16 protein-coding genes and 1 pseudogene are annotated in these 16,736 nt (G+C 65.6%); 7 read left to right on the top strand and 10 right to left on the bottom strand.

Going from position 1 to position 16,736, the window contains the following annotated elements; all coding sequences use genetic code 11:
* Together MH112_RS10660 and MH112_RS10655 are read left to right on the top strand one after the other, a co-directional pair.
* A pseudogene (locus tag MH112_RS10660) lies at positions 1 to 185 on the top strand (methyl-accepting chemotaxis protein); the annotation flags it as partial.
* Between the two features lie 74 nt (positions 186 to 259).
* Positions 260 to 1,051, top strand: a complete 792-nt coding sequence (locus MH112_RS10655) for a metallophosphoesterase family protein (protein WP_296567563.1) — start codon at positions 260 to 262, stop codon at positions 1,049 to 1,051.
* Here the strand turns inward: MH112_RS10655 and polA are convergent.
* Positions 1,048 to 3,885 (bottom strand): DNA polymerase I, encoded by a 2,838-nt coding sequence (gene polA, locus MH112_RS10650; RefSeq protein ID WP_296567561.1) that lies wholly within the window; start codon positions 3,883 to 3,885, stop codon positions 1,048 to 1,050. The genes MH112_RS10655 and polA overlap by 4 nt on opposite strands.
* 151 nt (positions 3,886 to 4,036) lie before the next feature.
* Between polA and MH112_RS10645 the strand changes: the two genes are divergently transcribed.
* Positions 4,037 to 4,612 carry a hypothetical protein gene (locus tag MH112_RS10645; RefSeq protein ID WP_296567558.1) on the top strand — a complete coding sequence of 192 codons (576 nt, stop codon included), beginning with the start codon at positions 4,037 to 4,039 and terminating at the stop codon, positions 4,610 to 4,612.
* Positions 4,585 to 5,334 carry a hypothetical protein gene (locus tag MH112_RS10640; protein WP_296567555.1) on the top strand — a complete coding sequence of 250 codons (750 nt, stop codon included), beginning with the start codon at positions 4,585 to 4,587 and terminating at the stop codon, positions 5,332 to 5,334. Before MH112_RS10645 ends, MH112_RS10640 begins: the two co-directional genes overlap by 28 nt.
* A gap of 240 nt (positions 5,335 to 5,574) precedes the next feature.
* Here the strand turns inward: MH112_RS10640 and MH112_RS10635 are convergent, their stop codons facing one another.
* Both MH112_RS10635 and MH112_RS10630 read right to left on the bottom strand, forming a co-directional pair.
* Complete coding sequence (locus tag MH112_RS10635; protein WP_296567552.1) at positions 5,575 to 5,907, bottom strand: isocitrate lyase/phosphoenolpyruvate mutase family protein; 333 nt, start codon at positions 5,905 to 5,907, stop codon at positions 5,575 to 5,577.
* An 80-nt stretch (positions 5,908 to 5,987) separates the two neighbouring features.
* Positions 5,988 to 6,707 (bottom strand): DUF4336 domain-containing protein, encoded by a 720-nt coding sequence (locus MH112_RS10630; protein ID WP_296567549.1) that lies wholly within the window; start codon positions 6,705 to 6,707, stop codon positions 5,988 to 5,990.
* Between the two features lie 279 nt (positions 6,708 to 6,986).
* Between MH112_RS10630 and MH112_RS10625 the strand changes: the two genes are divergently transcribed.
* Together MH112_RS10625 and MH112_RS10620 are read left to right on the top strand one after the other, a co-directional pair.
* Positions 6,987 to 8,192 carry a saccharopine dehydrogenase family protein gene (locus tag MH112_RS10625; protein ID WP_296567546.1) on the top strand — a complete coding sequence of 402 codons (1,206 nt, stop codon included), beginning with the start codon at positions 6,987 to 6,989 and terminating at the stop codon, positions 8,190 to 8,192.
* Between the two features lie 4 nt (positions 8,193 to 8,196).
* The gene (locus MH112_RS10620) at positions 8,197 to 9,372 is read left to right on the top strand and encodes a carboxynorspermidine decarboxylase (RefSeq protein ID WP_296567544.1); all 1,176 of its coding nucleotides are present in this window, start codon (positions 8,197 to 8,199) and stop codon (positions 9,370 to 9,372) included.
* 19 nt (positions 9,373 to 9,391) lie between these two features.
* Here the strand turns inward: MH112_RS10620 and MH112_RS10615 are convergent, their stop codons facing one another.
* The 4 genes from MH112_RS10615 to MH112_RS10600 form a co-directional block, all read right to left on the bottom strand.
* Positions 9,392 to 10,516 (bottom strand): serine hydrolase domain-containing protein, encoded by a 1,125-nt coding sequence (locus tag MH112_RS10615; protein ID WP_296567542.1) that lies wholly within the window; start codon positions 10,514 to 10,516, stop codon positions 9,392 to 9,394.
* Positions 10,513 to 11,358, bottom strand: coding sequence for a bifunctional hydroxymethylpyrimidine kinase/phosphomethylpyrimidine kinase (locus MH112_RS10610; protein ID WP_296567541.1), 846 nt, complete (start codon positions 11,356 to 11,358; stop codon positions 10,513 to 10,515). The genes MH112_RS10615 and MH112_RS10610 overlap by 4 nt, the downstream gene beginning before the upstream one ends.
* Before the next feature lie 102 nt (positions 11,359 to 11,460).
* The gene (gene ahcY, locus MH112_RS10605; RefSeq protein WP_296567539.1) at positions 11,461 to 12,852 is read right to left on the bottom strand and encodes an adenosylhomocysteinase; all 1,392 of its coding nucleotides are present in this window, start codon (positions 12,850 to 12,852) and stop codon (positions 11,461 to 11,463) included.
* A 124-nt stretch (positions 12,853 to 12,976) separates the two neighbouring features.
* A complete protein-coding gene (locus MH112_RS10600) occupies positions 12,977 to 14,452 on the bottom strand; it encodes a CHAD domain-containing protein (RefSeq protein WP_296567537.1) in 1,476 nt (491 codons plus the stop codon).
* 99 nt (positions 14,453 to 14,551) lie between these two features.
* On the opposite strand from MH112_RS10600, the gene bioB reads away from it, so the two are divergent.
* Positions 14,552 to 15,547, top strand: a complete 996-nt coding sequence (bioB, locus tag MH112_RS10595) for a biotin synthase BioB (RefSeq protein ID WP_296567534.1) — start codon at positions 14,552 to 14,554, stop codon at positions 15,545 to 15,547.
* Between the two features lie 18 nt (positions 15,548 to 15,565).
* Here the strand turns inward: bioB and MH112_RS10590 are convergent, their stop codons facing one another.
* The 3 genes from MH112_RS10590 to MH112_RS10580 form a co-directional block, all read right to left on the bottom strand.
* Positions 15,566 to 15,838, bottom strand: coding sequence for an HPr family phosphocarrier protein (locus MH112_RS10590; RefSeq protein WP_296567532.1), 273 nt, complete (start codon positions 15,836 to 15,838; stop codon positions 15,566 to 15,568).
* Positions 15,835 to 16,239: a PTS sugar transporter subunit IIA gene (locus MH112_RS10585; RefSeq protein ID WP_296567529.1), complete on the bottom strand. Its 405-nt coding sequence runs from the start codon at positions 16,237 to 16,239 to the stop codon at positions 15,835 to 15,837. The genes MH112_RS10590 and MH112_RS10585 overlap by 4 nt, the downstream gene beginning before the upstream one ends.
* An 87-nt stretch (positions 16,240 to 16,326) precedes the next feature.
* Positions 16,327 to 16,734: an HPr kinase/phosphorylase gene (locus MH112_RS10580; protein WP_296567575.1), complete on the bottom strand. Its 408-nt coding sequence runs from the start codon at positions 16,732 to 16,734 to the stop codon at positions 16,327 to 16,329.
* Between the last annotated feature and the right edge of the window lie 2 nt (positions 16,735 to 16,736).

Below are 16,736 nucleotides of genomic sequence, written 5' to 3'. Positions count from 1 at the left end.
TGCAGGAGGTCAATACCGCCGTCAATGAGATGGACCGGGTGACCCAGCAGAACGCGGCCATGGTGGAACAGACCACGGCGGCCAGCCACGCCCTGGCCAGCGAAGCCCGCCTGCTGGCCGAAAGCGTGGCCCGGTTCGACATCGGACACGCCGCCGCCGCGCCGGTGACCCGCAGGGCGGCCTGACCTTGTTCTAGGGCATTGCCTTGGGCGGCCCCCGCCAGCCACAATGGGGCTGCCCGCTAGCCCAGGACCGCCCCGTGTTCAACCGCCTGTTCGGCAAGAAAAAGACCGACGCCCCGCCCTCCACCGGCGGGCGCCGGGTCTATGCGGTGGGCGATATCCATGGGCGTCACGACCTGCTGGTCACCCTGATGCGCGAGATCGCCCAGGATGTGACGCAGGCGCCGCCGGACGCCCAGCCGATCCTGGTCTTCCTGGGGGACTATGTGGACCGGGGGCCCGGCTCCCAGCAGGTGGTGGAGACCATCCTGGCCCTGCAGGCCGCACCGGGCTTTGAGGTCCGGACCCTGAAGGGCAATCACGAGGAGGCCCTGCTGCGCTTTCTCGATGAGCCGGCGTTCGGCACCACCTGGGCCGAGCACGGGGGCAACGCCACCCTGGCCTCCTATGGGGTGCAGCCCCCGGCCACCCGCACCGATCCCGAGGCCTGGGCCGTGGCCAGGAGCGCCTTCGACGCTGCTCTGCCGGCCGCCCACCGGACCTTCTATGGCCAGCTCGACCTGATGACCGAGGTCGGCGACTACGCCTTTGTCCATGCCGGGGTGCGTCCCGGCGTGCCCCTGGCCCAGCAGGCCGAGCGGGACCTGTTGTGGATCAGGGGCGAGTTCCTGCAGGCGTCTGGCCCCTTCGGCAAGGTCATCGTCCATGGGCACACCCCCATGGAGGAGCCGCAGATGACCCCCCACCGCCTGGGGCTGGACACCGGTGCCTATGCCACCGGCGTGCTCACCGCCGCCCGCCTGGACGACAGCGGCCAGAAGATCATCCAGGCCAAGGTCAGTCGGACGGCGGCCTTCAGCCCAGCTTAGTGGGCGTCGTCCCAGTTGGCGGCGGCGCGGGCCTCCACCACCAGGGGCACGGAGAAGGCGAAGGCCGGCTCGGCGGCGGTCTCCATCACCTGCTTGATCACCACGATGGCGGCGTCTGCCTCAGCCTGCGGCGCCTCGAACACCAGTTCGTCGTGCACCTGCAGCAGCATGCGGGTGGAAAGGCCGGCCTTGGCCAGGGCGGACGGCATGCGGATCATGGCCCGGCGGATCACGTCGGCGGCGGTACCCTGGATCGGCGCATTGATCGCGGCGCGGTCAGCAAAGGCCCGCATGCCCGCCGCCTTGGCGCCCACCTCGGGGATGTTCACCTTGCGGCCAAACAGCGTGGTGACGAAGCCCTGGGCCCGCACCTTGGCTTTCTCCTTGTCCATATAGTCGCGGATGCCGGGGAAGCGTTCGAAATAGGTGCGGATATAGGCCCCGGCCTCGTCCTGGGGGATGGACAGCTGGTTGGCCAGGCCAAAGGCCGAGATGCCATAGACGATGCCGAAATTGATCGCCTTGGCCCGCCTGCGGGTCTCGGCCGGCATGCCTTCGATGGGCACGCCGAACATCTCGGACGCCGTCATGGCGTGGATATCCAAACCGTCCAAAAAGGCCCGTTTAAGCTGCGGAATGTCCCCCATATGGGCCAGAATGCGCAGCTCGATCTGGCTGTAGTCGGCGCTGATCAGCAGGTGGCCCGGTTCGGCCACAAAGGCCTTGCGGATCTTGCGGCCCTCTTCGGTGCGGATCGGGATGTTCTGCAGGTTGGGGTCCGACGACGACAGCCGCCCGGTGCTGGTGGCCGCCAGCGCAAACGAGGTGTGCACCCGGCGGGTGGCCGGGGCAATGGCCGCCACAAGCGCGTCGGTATAGGTGCCCTTCAGCTTCGAGAGCTGACGCCAGTCCAGCAGCACCCGGGGCAGGGCGTGGCCCTGGGCGGCCAGCTCCTCCAGCACCGCAGCGTCGGTGGAGGAGGCGCCCGTGGCCGTGGTGCGGCCCGGCGACAGCCCCATCTCGGCATAGAGGATTTCCCCCACCTGCTTGGGCGAGCCGAGGTTGAAGGGCCGCCCGGCGAGCCCGTGGGCCTGGGCCTCGAACTCGGCCATGCGCAGGGAAAAATCGTTGGAGAGGCGCCTGAGATGCTCAGGGTCCACCGCGATACCGGCCACCTCCATGTCGGCCAGGACGGCGGCGAGCGGCCGCTCCAGGGTCTCATAGACGGTGGACAGCCCCGCCGCTGCCAGCTTGGGCTTGAGCACCGAATAGAGCCGCAGGGTCACGTCAGCGTCTTCGGCGGCGTAGGCGGTGGCCTCCTTCAAGGGCACGTTCTTGAAGCTCTTCTGGGCCTTGCCGGAGCCCGCCACCTGCTTGAAGGGGATCGGCTCATGGCCAAGCCACAGCCGCGACAACTCGTCCATGCCGTGGCCGTGCAGGCCCGCCTCCAGCACATAGGAGATCAGCATGGTGTCCTCGACCGGCGCCACGCGGACGCCGTAGCGCGACAGGACGGCCAGATCATACTTGGCGTTCTGGGCGATCTTCAGGACCGAGGGGTCCTCCAGCATCGGCTTCAAAACCGCGATGGCCTCGGCCAGCGGAATCTGGGTCAGGTCGGCCGGCGCGTCCAGGGCCAGACCGTCCATCTCCTCATGGGCCAGCGGAATGTAACAGGCCTGGCCCGGCGCCACGGCCAGGGACACCCCGCACAGGCCCGCACTGGCGGACGACAGGGCGTCGGTCTCGGTGTCGAAGGCCACGATCCCTGCCGCCCGCGCCCGGGCGATCCAGGCCTCCAGGCTCGCCAGATCGCGGACGCAGACATAGCCGTTCACATCGATGGGCGGGGCGTCCGGCGCAGGCGCCCGCTCCGGCGCCGGCTGGGAGGGGGCCGCGTCGCCCGCGCTCACCCGCCGGGCCAGACTGCGAAACTGCATCTCCTCCAGGAAGGCCGCCAGCACTGCGGGCTCCGGCTCGGCCACGGCCAGTTCATCGAGGGCCGCAGGCAGGGGGGTGTCGCAGTCCAGCTGCACCAGCAGGCGCGACAGGCGGATCTGGTCGGCGAAGTTGATCAGGGTCTCGCGGCGCTTGGGCTGCTTGATCTCGCCCGCGCGGGCCAGCAGCGTGTCCAGGTCGCCATATTCGTTGATCAGCTGGGCGGCGGTCTTGATGCCGATGCCCGGCGCGCCTGGCACATTGTCCACGGCGTCGCCGCACAGGGCCTGGACATCCACCACCTTTTCCGGCGGCACCCCGAACTTCTCGATCACCTGCTCGCGGCCGATCCTCAGGTTCTTCATGGTGTCGAGCATGAACACCCGGTCGCCCACCAGCTGCATCAGGTCCTTGTCCGAGGAGATGATGGTCACCTCCCCGCCCATGTCGCGGACCTTGCAGGCATAGGCCGCGATCAGGTCGTCGGCCTCATAGCCGGGCAGCTCCAGGCTCGGCACGCCAAAGGCCCGGGTCGCCTCCCGCACCAGGGGAAACTGCGGGATCAGATCCTCCGGCGGCGGCGGCCGGTGGGCCTTGTACTGGTCATAGAGATCGTTGCGGAATGTCTTGCTGGAATGGTCGAAGATCACCGCCAGGTGGGTGGGCGCGTCCGCCTGGGCCCGCATCTCCACCAAGAGCTTCCACAGCATGTTGCAGAACCCCGACACCGCCCCCACCGGCAGGCCGTCGCTCTTGCGCGTCAGCGGCGGCAGGGCGTGAAAGGCCCGGAAGATATAGCCCGACCCATCCACCAGATAGAGCCGCACCGGCGGCCCATCCTGAGTGATCGTCCTGGGCAGGTCCGGCAGGGGGGTGAGGGAGAGGGAGTCGGTCATGCGCGGGAAGATAGGCGGCGGCGGCGCGGTGGTCACGTGCGGAGGTGGGGGGACATCGTACTGCTCACCTATCTGACATGGCCTGTATGCGCGCACTGTAGGGTTGCGCTTGTCCATAGAGCCGCGTTTCATGAGCGTTGGGGAGAAACAAATGTCTGACGATACAAAGTCACCGGAAGCATCGCCGGCGCTTAAGGCAGCGCGAGAGAAGTTCGCTGGCTTCTTGGCCGCAAACCCTAAAGCCAAGATCGCCGAAACTACTCGTCGAACAGGTGGCACTCAGATTCGCATCGAAGAGCCTTGGGGAGATTGGTCAGTCGCTATAAACATACCAGATGAATCTGATAGTCTTGCTGCAGCACTTGAGAGGGTTCATCTGCCCGAGCGTCTTACTGGAATTTGGCACTCAGATGAAGATCGGCTTGAGATTATCTGGACTGCATTCTCGCCATCAGAAAATCAGCGAGAGGTCGTGGATCGTGAATTTGAATTTTCATTCAAAGGAAAGAGCCATCTCTGCAAATTTGGTGAATCTAGTGATCGTTTGGTTGAGATTGCTAAGAACACCTCTCCCCGGGGTATGTCGTCTACAAATCACCGCAATATGCAGTCATTCTTTCAGTTTGCTAACGCGACTGAGAGCAATAGGGAAAGACTAGGTCTAGACGCGCCCCGTTCTTTCTGGATATCTAACATAAAGTGGAACGAGAAAAGCTTATTGATATAATCAATCATCTCAATTTCTATTTGTCATATTTTGACGATATGTGTCCAACAGTTGTTATACACGAGCCAGCGTTCGAATCTGGCGGCAATCTGAGGCGCACCCGGTATATTTCAGGCGAATTTCCGCGCACCATTTCCGGATCAGAATTGAATAGTCAACTTCTTGGATTCTGGTCGTCTACCAGTAAAGAAGAAACTCCTGTGATGAGATTTATATTATATTATAGAATTATTGAGTATGCATCTCACCATTATTTAGACGAAGCTGTCCGAAGATCGATAACAAGAATTCTATCGTCACCAAATGTACGAGACAAGTTACCATCTGTTGTGGAAGAAATAACTGATATCATAAGTGTTAAGAAAAATGACGACATACCAAAGTTCAAGGGGATTGTTAATAAATGTGTAGACAAAAGTCTTGTCTGGCGAGAAATTCAGGCAAATCGTGCCTTTTTTCTAAAAGAAACAAAGTTTGATGGAGGGTTTTCAGTTAAAGCGCTCATTTCTGACGCCGAGACAGAGGCAGCCTTCTGCCAGAAGGGACTCGATCATTTTTGCGATCTTTTGCGGAAGATTAGGAATGCACTTTCACATGGCCGTGACCAGGAAACAGGGGGCGTCATAAGTCCAACAACGAAAAATTTTGATCTGCTTCGACCTTGGGTGCATCTGATCGGAACTGCCGCTGGGGAAGTTGTGTTGTACAAGGATGCAGCCTAGAAATTCCTTGACATTTCTGGGCGCAAGAACGACGATCCCTTCCAACGAGCTCGGTACCCTTTTGGTTCTGAACCTTGCCCTCTTGGAGAAATTGCCATGAGCAACGGCGGTTAAATACACAGTTCGGATCGAACGCCAACGCCGCCCCTTGCCGGGCGGCGTTTTTGCGTTCTGCAGCCTTCCCGTTTTTCGTCCAGCCGTATGGCCCCGGCCGGCAAGACCGGTGAGCTTGGGGCACCCTTATCCCCCAAACGCAGCATTCAAATCCGGCACCCCGCCGGCGAACGACCCGAACGTCCCCATCTCCAGATAGCCCGGCAGGGCCTCCACCAACGCGCCATAAGCGGCACGGAAGGGGGCGGTGGCTGAGGAGAGGCGGCGCACGCCCAGGGCTTTGAGGCGCTCGGCCGGGGGTGTGGTTGGGCGCAGCATGATGTTGAGGGGCGCCTTGACGCTCTCGGCCAGGGTGCCGATCACCGCTTCGTCCGCTGGGCCGGGGACGAAGACTCCGCTGGCACCGGCGTGTCCTGGACGGTGCGGTAGGAGGTCAACCACGAAGGACACAAAGGGCACGAAGGGGCCGTGTCCGTCTTTGTGGGCTTCGGGGGCTTTGTGGTTCGGATTTGGGGCACCTGCGGCGGGCGTCCGCCCCCTCAGCCCCGCAGCCAGGCGAAGGTGCGGGTGAGGAAGGCTTGGCCGTCTTCCAGCACGGGCGGGGCGTGGGCCATCAGCACGCGGCGGGCGGGCCAGGCCTCAATGCGGGCCAGCGCTGCGCGGGCGGCCTTGCGGTCGGTGAAGGCCAGGCGGAATTTGCGCGGGGTCTGGGGCGCGTCCCCGGTCATCAGGTCCAGGCGGGCGATGAGCGCGCGCCAACCCCTGAGGCTGGCGGGGTCGAGCTGCTGGATCAGGTCGGCGATGAGGACGGTGCGGCTGGCCCGGTGGAAGACCACCACCTCGGTGGCGATCTGGTTGCCCGCCATGTGGACCTGATCGATCTCGCCCGCCCAGGGGTGGCCCCCATCCTGTGCGGTGCCGTCCTGCAGGTCTGCGTCAAAGGCGAGGTCGGGGCGGCGCTGGCGCAGGCCCGGCGGGGCGTAGAGCCGGGCGTCCGGATATGCGGCCTGCCACTCGGCGAGAAACAGGTTGTGCAGGGCGGTGGGGGAGACGAGGTGGCGCACCGGCCCCAGGGCGTCGACGGAAGCCTTGAGGTCTGGGGTCAGGGCCGTGGGCGACCAGATGAACAGGTCCCCGTCCTTCAGCCGGATCACTACCAGGGCGGTGGGATAGGCAAACCCCAGGACGCGCACCTGCGGCCCCGCCGCCGTCCAGATGTTCTCGTCCAAAGGCTGCAGCATGATGGGGGCAGGATGCATGGGCTCTGGCGCGGGGCAAGGGGTGGGCGGCGGGAGGAAGGACCAACCACAAAGAGCACGAAGGGCACAAAGACGCCGGGTCTCTCTTGGTGGGCTTTGTACCCTTTGGGGTTCGGACTTAGGGCGCCTGCGGCGGGGGCGGGCGGTCTGTCACCTAAGGTTCATCGGCAGACAGCGGCGCTGATTGGCCCCTGGCGGCGTCCCGTGATATGGCCCCTTCCCCGCAAGTCGGGCGTTTTGGGACTGTGATTTGCCGCAAGGGGCAGGGAAGGGCGCGAGATGAGCAGAGTTCTGGTGATTGGCGCGGGCGGCGTGGGCTCGGTGGCGGTCCACAAGATGGCCATGTCGCGGGAGATCTTCAGCCACATTACGCTCGCCAGCCGCACGCGCTCCAAGTGCGACGCCATCGCGGCCTCAGTGAAAGCCCGCACCGGCGTGGTGGTGGAGACCGCCGCCCTGGACGCCGACGACATCGCCGCCACCACGGCGTTGATTGGCGCGGTCAAGCCTGTGCTCGTGGTGAACCTGGCCCTGCCCTACCAGGACCTGGCGATCATGGAGGCCTGTCTGGCGGCCGGCGTGCACTATCTCGACACCGCCAATTACGAGCCCCGGGACCAGGCCAAGTTCGAATACAGCTGGCAGTGGGCCTATCAGGACCGCTTCAAAGAGGCTGGCCTCATGGCCCTGCTGGGCTGCGGCTTTGATCCGGGCGTGACCTCGGTGTTCACCACCTACACCGCTAAGCACCTGCTGGATTCCATCGAGACCCTGGACATCCTCGACTGCAATGGCGGCGACCATGGCCACCCGTTTGCCACCAACTTCAATCCCGAGATCAATCTGCGGGAAGTGACCGCCCCGTCGCGGCACTGGGAAAACGGTCAGTGGGTTGAGGGTCCGGCGCTGGCGAAGAAACAGGTGTTCGATTTCGACCAGGTGGGGCCGAAGAACATGTACCTCATGTACCATGAGGAACTGGAGTCCCTGGCCAAATTCTATCCGGAAATCAAACGCATCCGGTTCTGGATGACCTTTGGCGACGCCTATCTCAAGCACCTCGACGTGCTGGGCAATGTGGGCATGCTACGGATCGATCCGGTGATGTTCGAGGGCCGGGAGATCATCCCCCTGCAGTTTTTGAAGGCGCTGCTGCCCGAGCCGGCGTCGCTGGGTCCCCGCACCAAGGGCAAGACCAATATCGGCACCATCGCCACGGGTCTGAAGGATGGGGCGCAAAAGACCGTCTACATCAACAATGTCTGCGACCATGAAGAGGCCTATGCCGAAACCGGCAGCCAGGCGGTGAGCTACACCACCGGCGTGCCGGCCATGATCGGGGCGGCCCTGATGGTGCAAGGCGTCTATTCCGGGGCCGGCGTCTTCAACATGGAGCAGATGGACCCCGATCCGTTCATGGACATGCTCAATGTCCACGGCCTGCCCTGGAAGATGCGCGAGCTGCCCGCGCCCCTGGACTTCTAGGGGCATGGAGACCAAGGCCGGCGGGGCCGGCGCGTTTTCCCGATTTGATCTGACCCGGGTTCCCTCCCCCTGTTTCGTGGTGGATGAGGCGGCGATTGCGCGCAATCTGGCCGTGCTCGCCGATGTGGGTCACCGGGGGGGCGCTCAGGTGCTGCTGGCGCTGAAGGCCTTTTCCATGTGGTCCCTGGCGGACCTTGTGGGCCAGCATCTGGACGGGGTCTGCGCCTCGGGCCTCTGGGAGGCGCGGCTGGCCCGGGAGTTCTATAGCGGCGAGCTGACCACCTATTCGCCAGCCTATAAGGCGGCGGACCTGCCGGAAATCTTGCGGCTGTCGGACACGGTGATCTTCAATTCGCCGGACCAGATCGCCCGGTTTTCAGATCTGATCGCGGCGGCGCGGGCGGCAGGCGAAACCTTCCAGATCGGTCTGCGGCTGAACCCCGAGCACAGCGAGGCCGAGGTCGCCAAGTATGATCCCTGCCAGCTGGGCTCGCGCCTGGGCTTTCCGGTGTCGCAGCTGACCGCTGAAAGCCTGGCTGGCGTCGATGGACTGCACATCCATGCCCTGTGCGAACAGGGCTTTGAGCCGCTCAGCCGCATCTGGGCCGCCCTGGAGCCGCAGATTGCGGGCGTGCTGGGCCGCCAGATCAAGTGGGTGAACCTAGGGGGCGGCCACCACATCACCCGGGCCGACTATGACCGCGAGGCCCTGGTGGCTTTCCTGCGGGACGTGCGGGCGCGGTTTGACATCGGCCTGTTCCTGGAGCCCGGCGAGGCCATCGCGCTGGACGCCGGCATCCTGGTGGGGGAGGTGCTGGACACCTTCGACAACGGCATGGCCATCGGCATCACCGATCTCTCGGCCACCTGCCACATGCCCGATGTGATCGAGGCGCCCTATCGCCCGGCCCTGCTGAACGAGGCGAAGGACGGCGTGATCCTGCGCCTGGGGGGCCCCTCCTGCCTGGCTGGCGACATCATCGGCGACTACCGGTTTGCGGAGAGACCTGCGCCCGGGACCCGCATCGCCTTCCTCGACCAGGCGCACTATTCCATGGTCAAGACCAACACCTTCAACGGGGTGCCCCTGCCGGCCATCGCCCTGTGGAACAGCGAGACGGACGCCCTGAGGATGGTGCGCGAGTTCGACTACACCGCGTTCCGCGACCGCCTATCCTAGCGCTTGTCGCAACGCGCTTTCAGAGACCGCCGTAGGCCGCCTCGATCAGCCGACGGGGGCGGGGATCGCCCAGCAGATAGGCCGACTGCTTGTTCATCACATAGGCGCCGGCCAGCCCCGTTTCCGGGTCGGCAAAGACGCAGGAGCCCCCCCAGCCGGAATGGCCGAAGGTGGCCTCCCCGGGACCCCAGGGCTTCAGCGGGCCATTGCGCATGACCCCGGCCCCCCAGCTCATCTCCAGAGGCAGGACGAGGTCGGGGCCGCGGATCTGCTCCTGAGCCATCTCGGCGATCTGGCCCGGCGACAGGATCCTCTGACCGTCCAGGCGGCCGTCGCCGGCCAGGGCGCCCATGAGCCTGGCCAGGGACAGGGCGGTGGCGTGACCATTGGCGGAGGGGATTTCCGCCCGGCGCCATTCGGCTTGGCCGCGCCCGCCCGGCGAGGACCAGGGCTCGAGGAAGGCGGCCTTGGTGGGGACATTGATCTCGCCAAAGTCCGGCAGGGCCGGGGGCCGCTGCAGGTCGGCGCAGCGGCCGTGTTCGGCCTCGGGCAGGCCGATCCAGATATCCAGGTCCAGGGGCTGGGCCAGGTCTTCCCGCAGGGCCGTGCCCAGGGTCCGGCCATCCACCCGGCGGAAGATCTCTCCGGCCAGGTAGCCATAGGTCACCGGGTGATAGCCGCTGGCGGTGCCTGGCGGCCACAGAGGCGCCATGGCCGCAAGCTTGGCGCAGATGGCGTCCCAGTCGAACCAGAGGGCCGGATCCATGGCCTCCACAAAGCCCGAGAGCCCGGCTTGATGGGACAGGGCCTGGGCGACAGTGACCGCGCCCTTACCGGCCTGGGCGAAGTCTGGCCAGACCTCGGCCACGGGCTGGTCATAGGCGAGCCTGCCCTGGTCCACGAGCCTGGCCACCATCAGGGCGGCCACGGCCTTGGTGGTGGAAAACAGCGGGGTCAACGTGTCTGGGCCATAGGGGATGGTGCGGGCCCGGTCGGCGTGTCCGGCCCAGAGGTCGACGATCACCTCGCCGTCCCGGACCAGGGCGAACTGGGCGCCGAGCTCGTGGCCTTCAGAAAAGTTATCCGCAAAGGCGGCGGTCACCGCCTCAAAGCCCGGGGCGCTCTGGCCCTGGATCAGGCTCATTTGAGCCGCTCCATGCGCACATGGGGGGAGATGGCCTTCAGCCGCTGGGCCATGGCCACCAGGGGCAGTTCGGGGGCCTTCCACATCTGGGCGGCAGACACGGTCTCGGCGACCCCGCCCACGGCCCGGGGCAGGGCGTAGGCCGGCGCCAGGCTGTCGAGGACGGCGGCGCCATAGAGGGCGGTGAGCAGGTCGCCGGTGCCCTGGGGCGCATCGGCCGTGCGGGGATGGGCGGCCAGCCAGGCCTCCCGACGGTCGGCATAGATCACCCCGACCTCGCTCTCCCGCACCACGGAGGAGATCAGGGCGGGCTTGTCGAGAAGGCGGGCCGCCGACAGGGCCTGGGCCGGACTGCGGGTTTCGGCCCCGGTCAGCCGCTGCAGCTCCCAGGTGTTGCAGGCCACCAGGTCAGCCCGGGGCACGAGGTCTGCGGTGACGGCTTCGGCCACATCAAGGGGCACATAGAGACCCTTGCCGTGGTCGCCGAGGGTCGGATCTACGATGACGAAGGCCTTGCGGGCGCCAGCCTCCCGGGGGGCGGCGCGGACGGCGTCAATGGCCCGGGCGGCGGCGCGCACCTGCGGGGCACTGGCGAAATAGCCGGTGATCAGGAGATCGACCTGGGCGAAATAGCCGTTGGCCTCGATGCCATCGAGCATGCCGTCGATGGCTTCCACCGGAACCGCAGCTCCGCCGGGCGGCCCCCAGCCGGGATGGCGCCCATAGAGCACGGTGGGCACGACCATGGCGTCCACCTTGAACGGGACCAGCGCCAGGGCCTGGGCGGAGCCGCCGACGCGGCTGGCGGCCACATGGCTGGAGATGATCAGGGCAAGCGTCATGAGGGCCGCATAGAGAAGCGCCGCGCCAAGACCCGCAAGGGGCCTCGACGCGGCGTGGCAAAATAATCTCTCAAAACGACGGGCAAGTGCCCGGCGTGGGCCCTAGTAGCGGTAGTGATCGGGCTTGAACGGGCCAGCTTCCGGTACGCCGATATAGTCGGCCTGTTCCTTGGTGAGCTTGGTCAGCTTGGCGCCGAGCTTCTCCAGGTGAAGGATGGCGACCTTCTCGTCCAGGTGCTTGGGCAGGGTGTAGACCTTGGTCTCGTAGCGCCCGCCATTGGTCCAGAGCTCGATCTGCGCCAGGGTCTGGTTGGTGAACGAGGCGCTCATGACGAAGCTCGGATGGCCCGTGGCGTTGCCGAGGTTCACCAGTCGGCCTTCCGACAGGACAATGATCTTCTTGCCATCGGGGAACTCCACGTGGTGGACCTGATCCTTGATCTTGTCCCACTTGAAGTTGCGCAGGCCCGCGATCTGAATCTCGGAGTCGAAGTGGCCGATGTTGCAGACGATGGCGTTGTTCTTCATCGCCCGCATGTGGTCGACGGTCAGAACGTCCTTGTTGCCGGTGGCGGTGACGAAGATGTCGGCCTTGTCGGCCACGTCCTCGATGGTGACGACCTCATAGCCTTCCATCGCCGCCTGCAGGGCGCAGATCGGGTCGACCTCGGTGACCATGACCCGGGCACCGCCATTACGCAGGGAGGCGGCTGAGCCCTTGCCCACATCGCCATAGCCCATGATCACGGCGACCTTGCCGGCCAGCATCACGTCGGTGCCCCGGCGGATCGCGTCCACCAGGCTCTCACGGCAGCCATAGAGGTTGTCGAACTTCGACTTGGTGACGCTGTCGTTCACATTGATGGCCGGGTAGGGCAGCTCGCCCCGCTCAGCCATCTGATAGAGGCGATGGACCCCCGTGGTGGTCTCCTCGGAGACGCCCTTGATGGCCGCCCGGATGGCCGAATAGAAGCCCGGCTTTTCCTTCAGGTAGCGCTTCATCACCGCATAGAGGGCTTCTTCCTCCTCGTTCTCCGGATTGTTCAGGACCGAGGGGTCCTTCTCGGCCTTGGGGCCCAACACGGTGAGCAGGGTGGCGTCGCCGCCATCGTCGAGGATCAGGTTCGGATAGCCGCCGTCGGCCCACTCGAAGATCTTGTGGGCATATTCCCAGTACTCCACCAGGGTTTCGCCCTTGATGGCGAACACCGGCGTGCCAGCCGCGGCGATGGCCGCAGCGGCGTGGTCCTGGGTGGAGAAGATGTTGCAGGACGCCCAGCGGACTTCAGCGCCCAGGGCTTCCAGGGTCTGGATCAGCACGGCGGTCTGGATCGTCATGTGCAGGGAGCCGGCGATGCGGGCACCCTTCAGGGGCTGGCTCGGGCCAAATTCCTCGCGGGTCGCCATCAGACCGGGCATTTCGGTCTCGGCGATCTCGATTTCCTTGCTGCCAAAGTCAGCCAGGCTGATGTCCTTGACGATGTAGTCGGTCATGTCGGTGGGTCCTGCGGTCCTGTCCTCGGCGCGAGCATGCGCGACCAAGGGTGCGATTTTGGCGCTCTATAGCCGGGACGCCGGTCCGGAGCAAGGAACGTATAAAGATATCCTTATATCTTCCTTACCAGGGATCGTCCACATCCCGATAGGCGCTCCAGGCCCGGGCCGCCGCCGCCATCCGGGTTTCACGGCCTGCCGCGATCTCCCCGGCCAGATGTCCGGCGGCGTAGAGGGCTGGCCCCTCGAGGCCAAGGCTGGCCAGCAGGGCTTCGGCGGTTGCCCCATCGTTCAGAGCCCCCAGCGCGGTCTGCAGGGCCCGGGTCTTCTTGATGAGACGCCGGGCGGCCTTGTCGGCCAAAAGGGGGGCAAAGGCCTCGGCGGCGTAGCGCAGCTTCTTGGCCTGGATGCGCACCTGATGGCGCTGAGCATCAGACAGCGACATCAGGCCTCGGCCTTGTTTGGCGAGCTTCCGTCGCAGGCCGCTGAGCGCGCCTTCGGCAAAGTCCCGCGCCGGACCCCCGCCGGCCTCCAGTCTGGCCAGCCAGTCGCCAGTCTCGATCCAGGCCTGCAGCTCCAGCAGCAGGGCGCGAAACCGGGTGGAGGCCGCGGCCGCTCGCGCCCGGGCATGGGCCTTGCCCCGGGCGGCGTCCAAAGCCTGTCCCAGATCGGCGAGACCGTGGATCGTCGCGCCCGCCAGGGCCGCGGGCCGATAGGTTTCCTCAAGGAACACATCGAGGTTCCGGGCCTCGTCACAGGCGCTGGCCAACCATTTCAGCTCACCTTTGAGGGCGTCGAGGGGGTCTCCGGCCACCAGGACGCCAAAGGTGCTTATGGCGCTGCGCAGACGGCGGATTGCCACCCGGAGCTGGTGGATGGCTTCAGGGGAGTCGCCCCCCTGCCGCAGGATCAAGCCCTTGGCCGCGATCTGCGCCAGGGCGGCGCGGCAGATAGCCTGGAAGGCGGCTGCCGCGGTCATCTCGCGGCTCAGCCTGACCGGGGCGTGGCTACTGGCGGGATCTTCCCCCTCCACGAGGGCAAAGCCGCGATCGGCCTTGGACTCAAAGCTCAGATAGAGGGGGGCGGCTTCAAACAGCCTGCGGGCCAGGGCGAACAAGGCGGCCGGCTCGCCGGACTTCAGCTCAAGCTCGACTTCGCAGAGGCTGGCCTGGCGGCCGCCGGCGATGATCTCGCCTTCGTCCAGGGCCAGTTCGATCTGGGCCCCTTCCCATGCCACGGCGCGCAAGCGCCGCTGGACGTGGACGGCAAACAGGGGCTCCAGCCGCGCCACATGCTCGCGGCCCAGCAGGTCACGCAAGGGGGCGTGGCTGGCGTCCAGCCCGTCCCTTTCGAGCGCGATCTCGTATTCCTGGCGGCGCAGGCCCCTGCCGGTCTTCAGGGTCTGGCGGCGACCCTCGGGTTCCTCGCGGATACGCAGGCCCGCGCCCAGGTCGCGTAAGCGGCGTTCAGGGGTGTCGAAATAGATCGCCGCCAGGGCGATAGAACGGTCTTCCCCGGGGGGCGCTGCGGCCAGCAGCGCCTCGACGTCGGCGGCTTCGCACAGAAATTTCAGTTCAATCTCTTCAGAAATGGCGCTCACGGTTCAGCTCCGATTCGAAGGCGTTTTCCTCCCTCGCCAAGCGTCCTATAGGGAGGCCCCAAGCGATTGCGCTGCCGCGCAGACCAGGAGTGCTCCCCCATGAACGCCCCGATCCGCCATGTCGACCCCGCCCAGCCGCGATATGATTGGACGTTGGAAGAGATCGAGGGGTTGTTCGAGCGCCCGTTCATGGAACTGGTGTTCGAGGCCGCCGCCATCCATCGGCGCTGGTTTGATCCTTCCGAGGTCCAGCTGTCGCAGCTCTTGTCGGTGAAGACCGGCGGATGTGCCGAAAACTGCGGCTATTGCAGCCAGTCCCAGCACTTCAAGACCGGGGTGGCCGCCACCAAGCTGATGGAGGCCCAAAGCGTGATCGCCGCGGCCGCCGAGGCCAAGGCCGGCGGTGCCCAGCGCTTCTGCATGGGGGCGGCCTGGCGGGACCTGAAGGACCGCGACCTGCCCAAGGTGGCAGAGATGATCGCCGGTGTGAAGGCGCTGGGCCTGGAGACCTGTGCGACGCTCGGCATGCTCAAGCCCGAGCAGGCCAAGGCGCTCAAGGCCGCCGGCCTCGACTATTACAACCATAACCTGGACACCGGCCCGGACTATTACGACCAGGTGGTGACCACGCGGACCTATCAGGACCGGCTGGATACCCTTGAGGCGGTGCGCGACGCAGGCCTGTCCACCTGTTGCGGCGGCATTGTCGGCATGGGTGAGACCCGGCGCGACCGGGCCGGACTGCTGCATGCGCTGGCCACACTCCCGGCCCATCCCGACAGCCTGCCGATCAACGACCTGATGCCCATTCCCGGCACGCCGCTCGGCGACAGCGAAGCGGTGGATGGGTTGGAGTTCGTGCGCATGATTGCGGTCGCCCGCATCGTCTGCCCCAAGGCGGTGGTGCGCCTGTCGGCGGGGCGTGAGCACATGTCCAGGGAACTACAGGCGCTGTGCTTCCTCGCCGGTGCCAATTCCATGTTCGTCGGCGGCAAGCTTTTGACCACCAGCAATCCGGACAAGGACACCGATGCGGCGCTGATGGCCGAACTGGGCCTGCGTCCCATGGGAACCGGGGCGGCTGTGCAGGCCTGACTCTTCGGGGGCTGGGGCCTACTGGTCTTCTTCGAAGCGGGCGGCCACCAGGGCGCAGAGGGCGTCGAGGGCCTCGGCCGCCTGCTCGCCTTCGGCGGCGATATGGATGGTGCTGCCAGGACCGGCGGCCAGCATCATCAGGCCCATGATTGAGCGGGCGTCGACGCTCTGCCCATCCTTGGACACCAGCACCTCGGCCTCAAAGGTTGAGGCCAGCCGGACGAACTTGGCCGAGGCGCGGGCGTGCAGACCCCGCTTGTTGAGGATCTCGACCGTCCGTTCGGCGGTCATTTTTCGCCCGCCAGGACGTAGGAGGCCACGGAGATGTACTTGCGGCCGGCTTCCTGGGCCGCAGAGACGCAGTCCTCCAGGCCGCAACGGGTGCGGACGCTGGCCAGCTTGATCAGCATAGGCAAGTTGAGGCCGGCGATGACCTCGGCCCGGGTCTGCTCCATCACCGAAATGGCCAGGTTCGACGGGGTGCCGCCGAACATGTCGGTCAGCAGGATCACCCCGCCGCCGGTATCGGCCCGGGCGCAGGCGGCCAGGATATCCATCCGCCGCCGCTCCATGTCGTCGTCGGGTCCGATGCAGATGGCCTCGACCGCAGCCTGCGGTCCCACCACATGCTCCATCGCCGAAACGAACTCTGCGGCCAATCGCCCGTGCGTGACGATCACGAGCCCGATCATGCCCAAGCTCTCAAAGGTTATCCCCTGTCGGCCGCGCTGTCGCAGAATGCGGACCAGAAGCGCGCTGTGATACGCGCCTTCCGCACGTCATCCAAGTGCATCGAGCGCGTAGGTGAGTTTCAAAGGGGCCGAATTCTCCAGCCGGGAGAGTATAACCAGGGGAATCTCAACCCGAAGATGTGTCACAGTTTCGAGATCAGGCAGCCGTTCCGGGGTCCCGAGACGGATCCAAAGGCTCACCGGTGCCATGGGCAGGGCGCTCAAAGGCCGCACCCCGAGGCCCCTGATTTCCATGCGGCCAGCCAGGCTGTCGGGGGCGCGGCCAAACAGCTGCCCGCCAGAAACCCACGTCACCACCCGATCATCGGCGACCAGTCGAAAGCCCATCTGGAGGCAACGCAAAGCAAGATCGCTCTTGCCTGCGCCGGAGGGCCCCTCGATCAAGACCCCCTGCCAGCCCTTCGGACCTGGGCGGGCGATGAGGCCGCCATGCACGA

Source organism: Phenylobacterium sp., assembly GCF_022402485.1.
Taxonomy (GTDB): domain Bacteria; phylum Pseudomonadota; class Alphaproteobacteria; order Caulobacterales; family Caulobacteraceae; genus Phenylobacterium.
The sequence above is the reverse complement of the archived record's forward strand: the minus strand, read 5'-3'. Positions and strand labels throughout refer to the sequence as shown.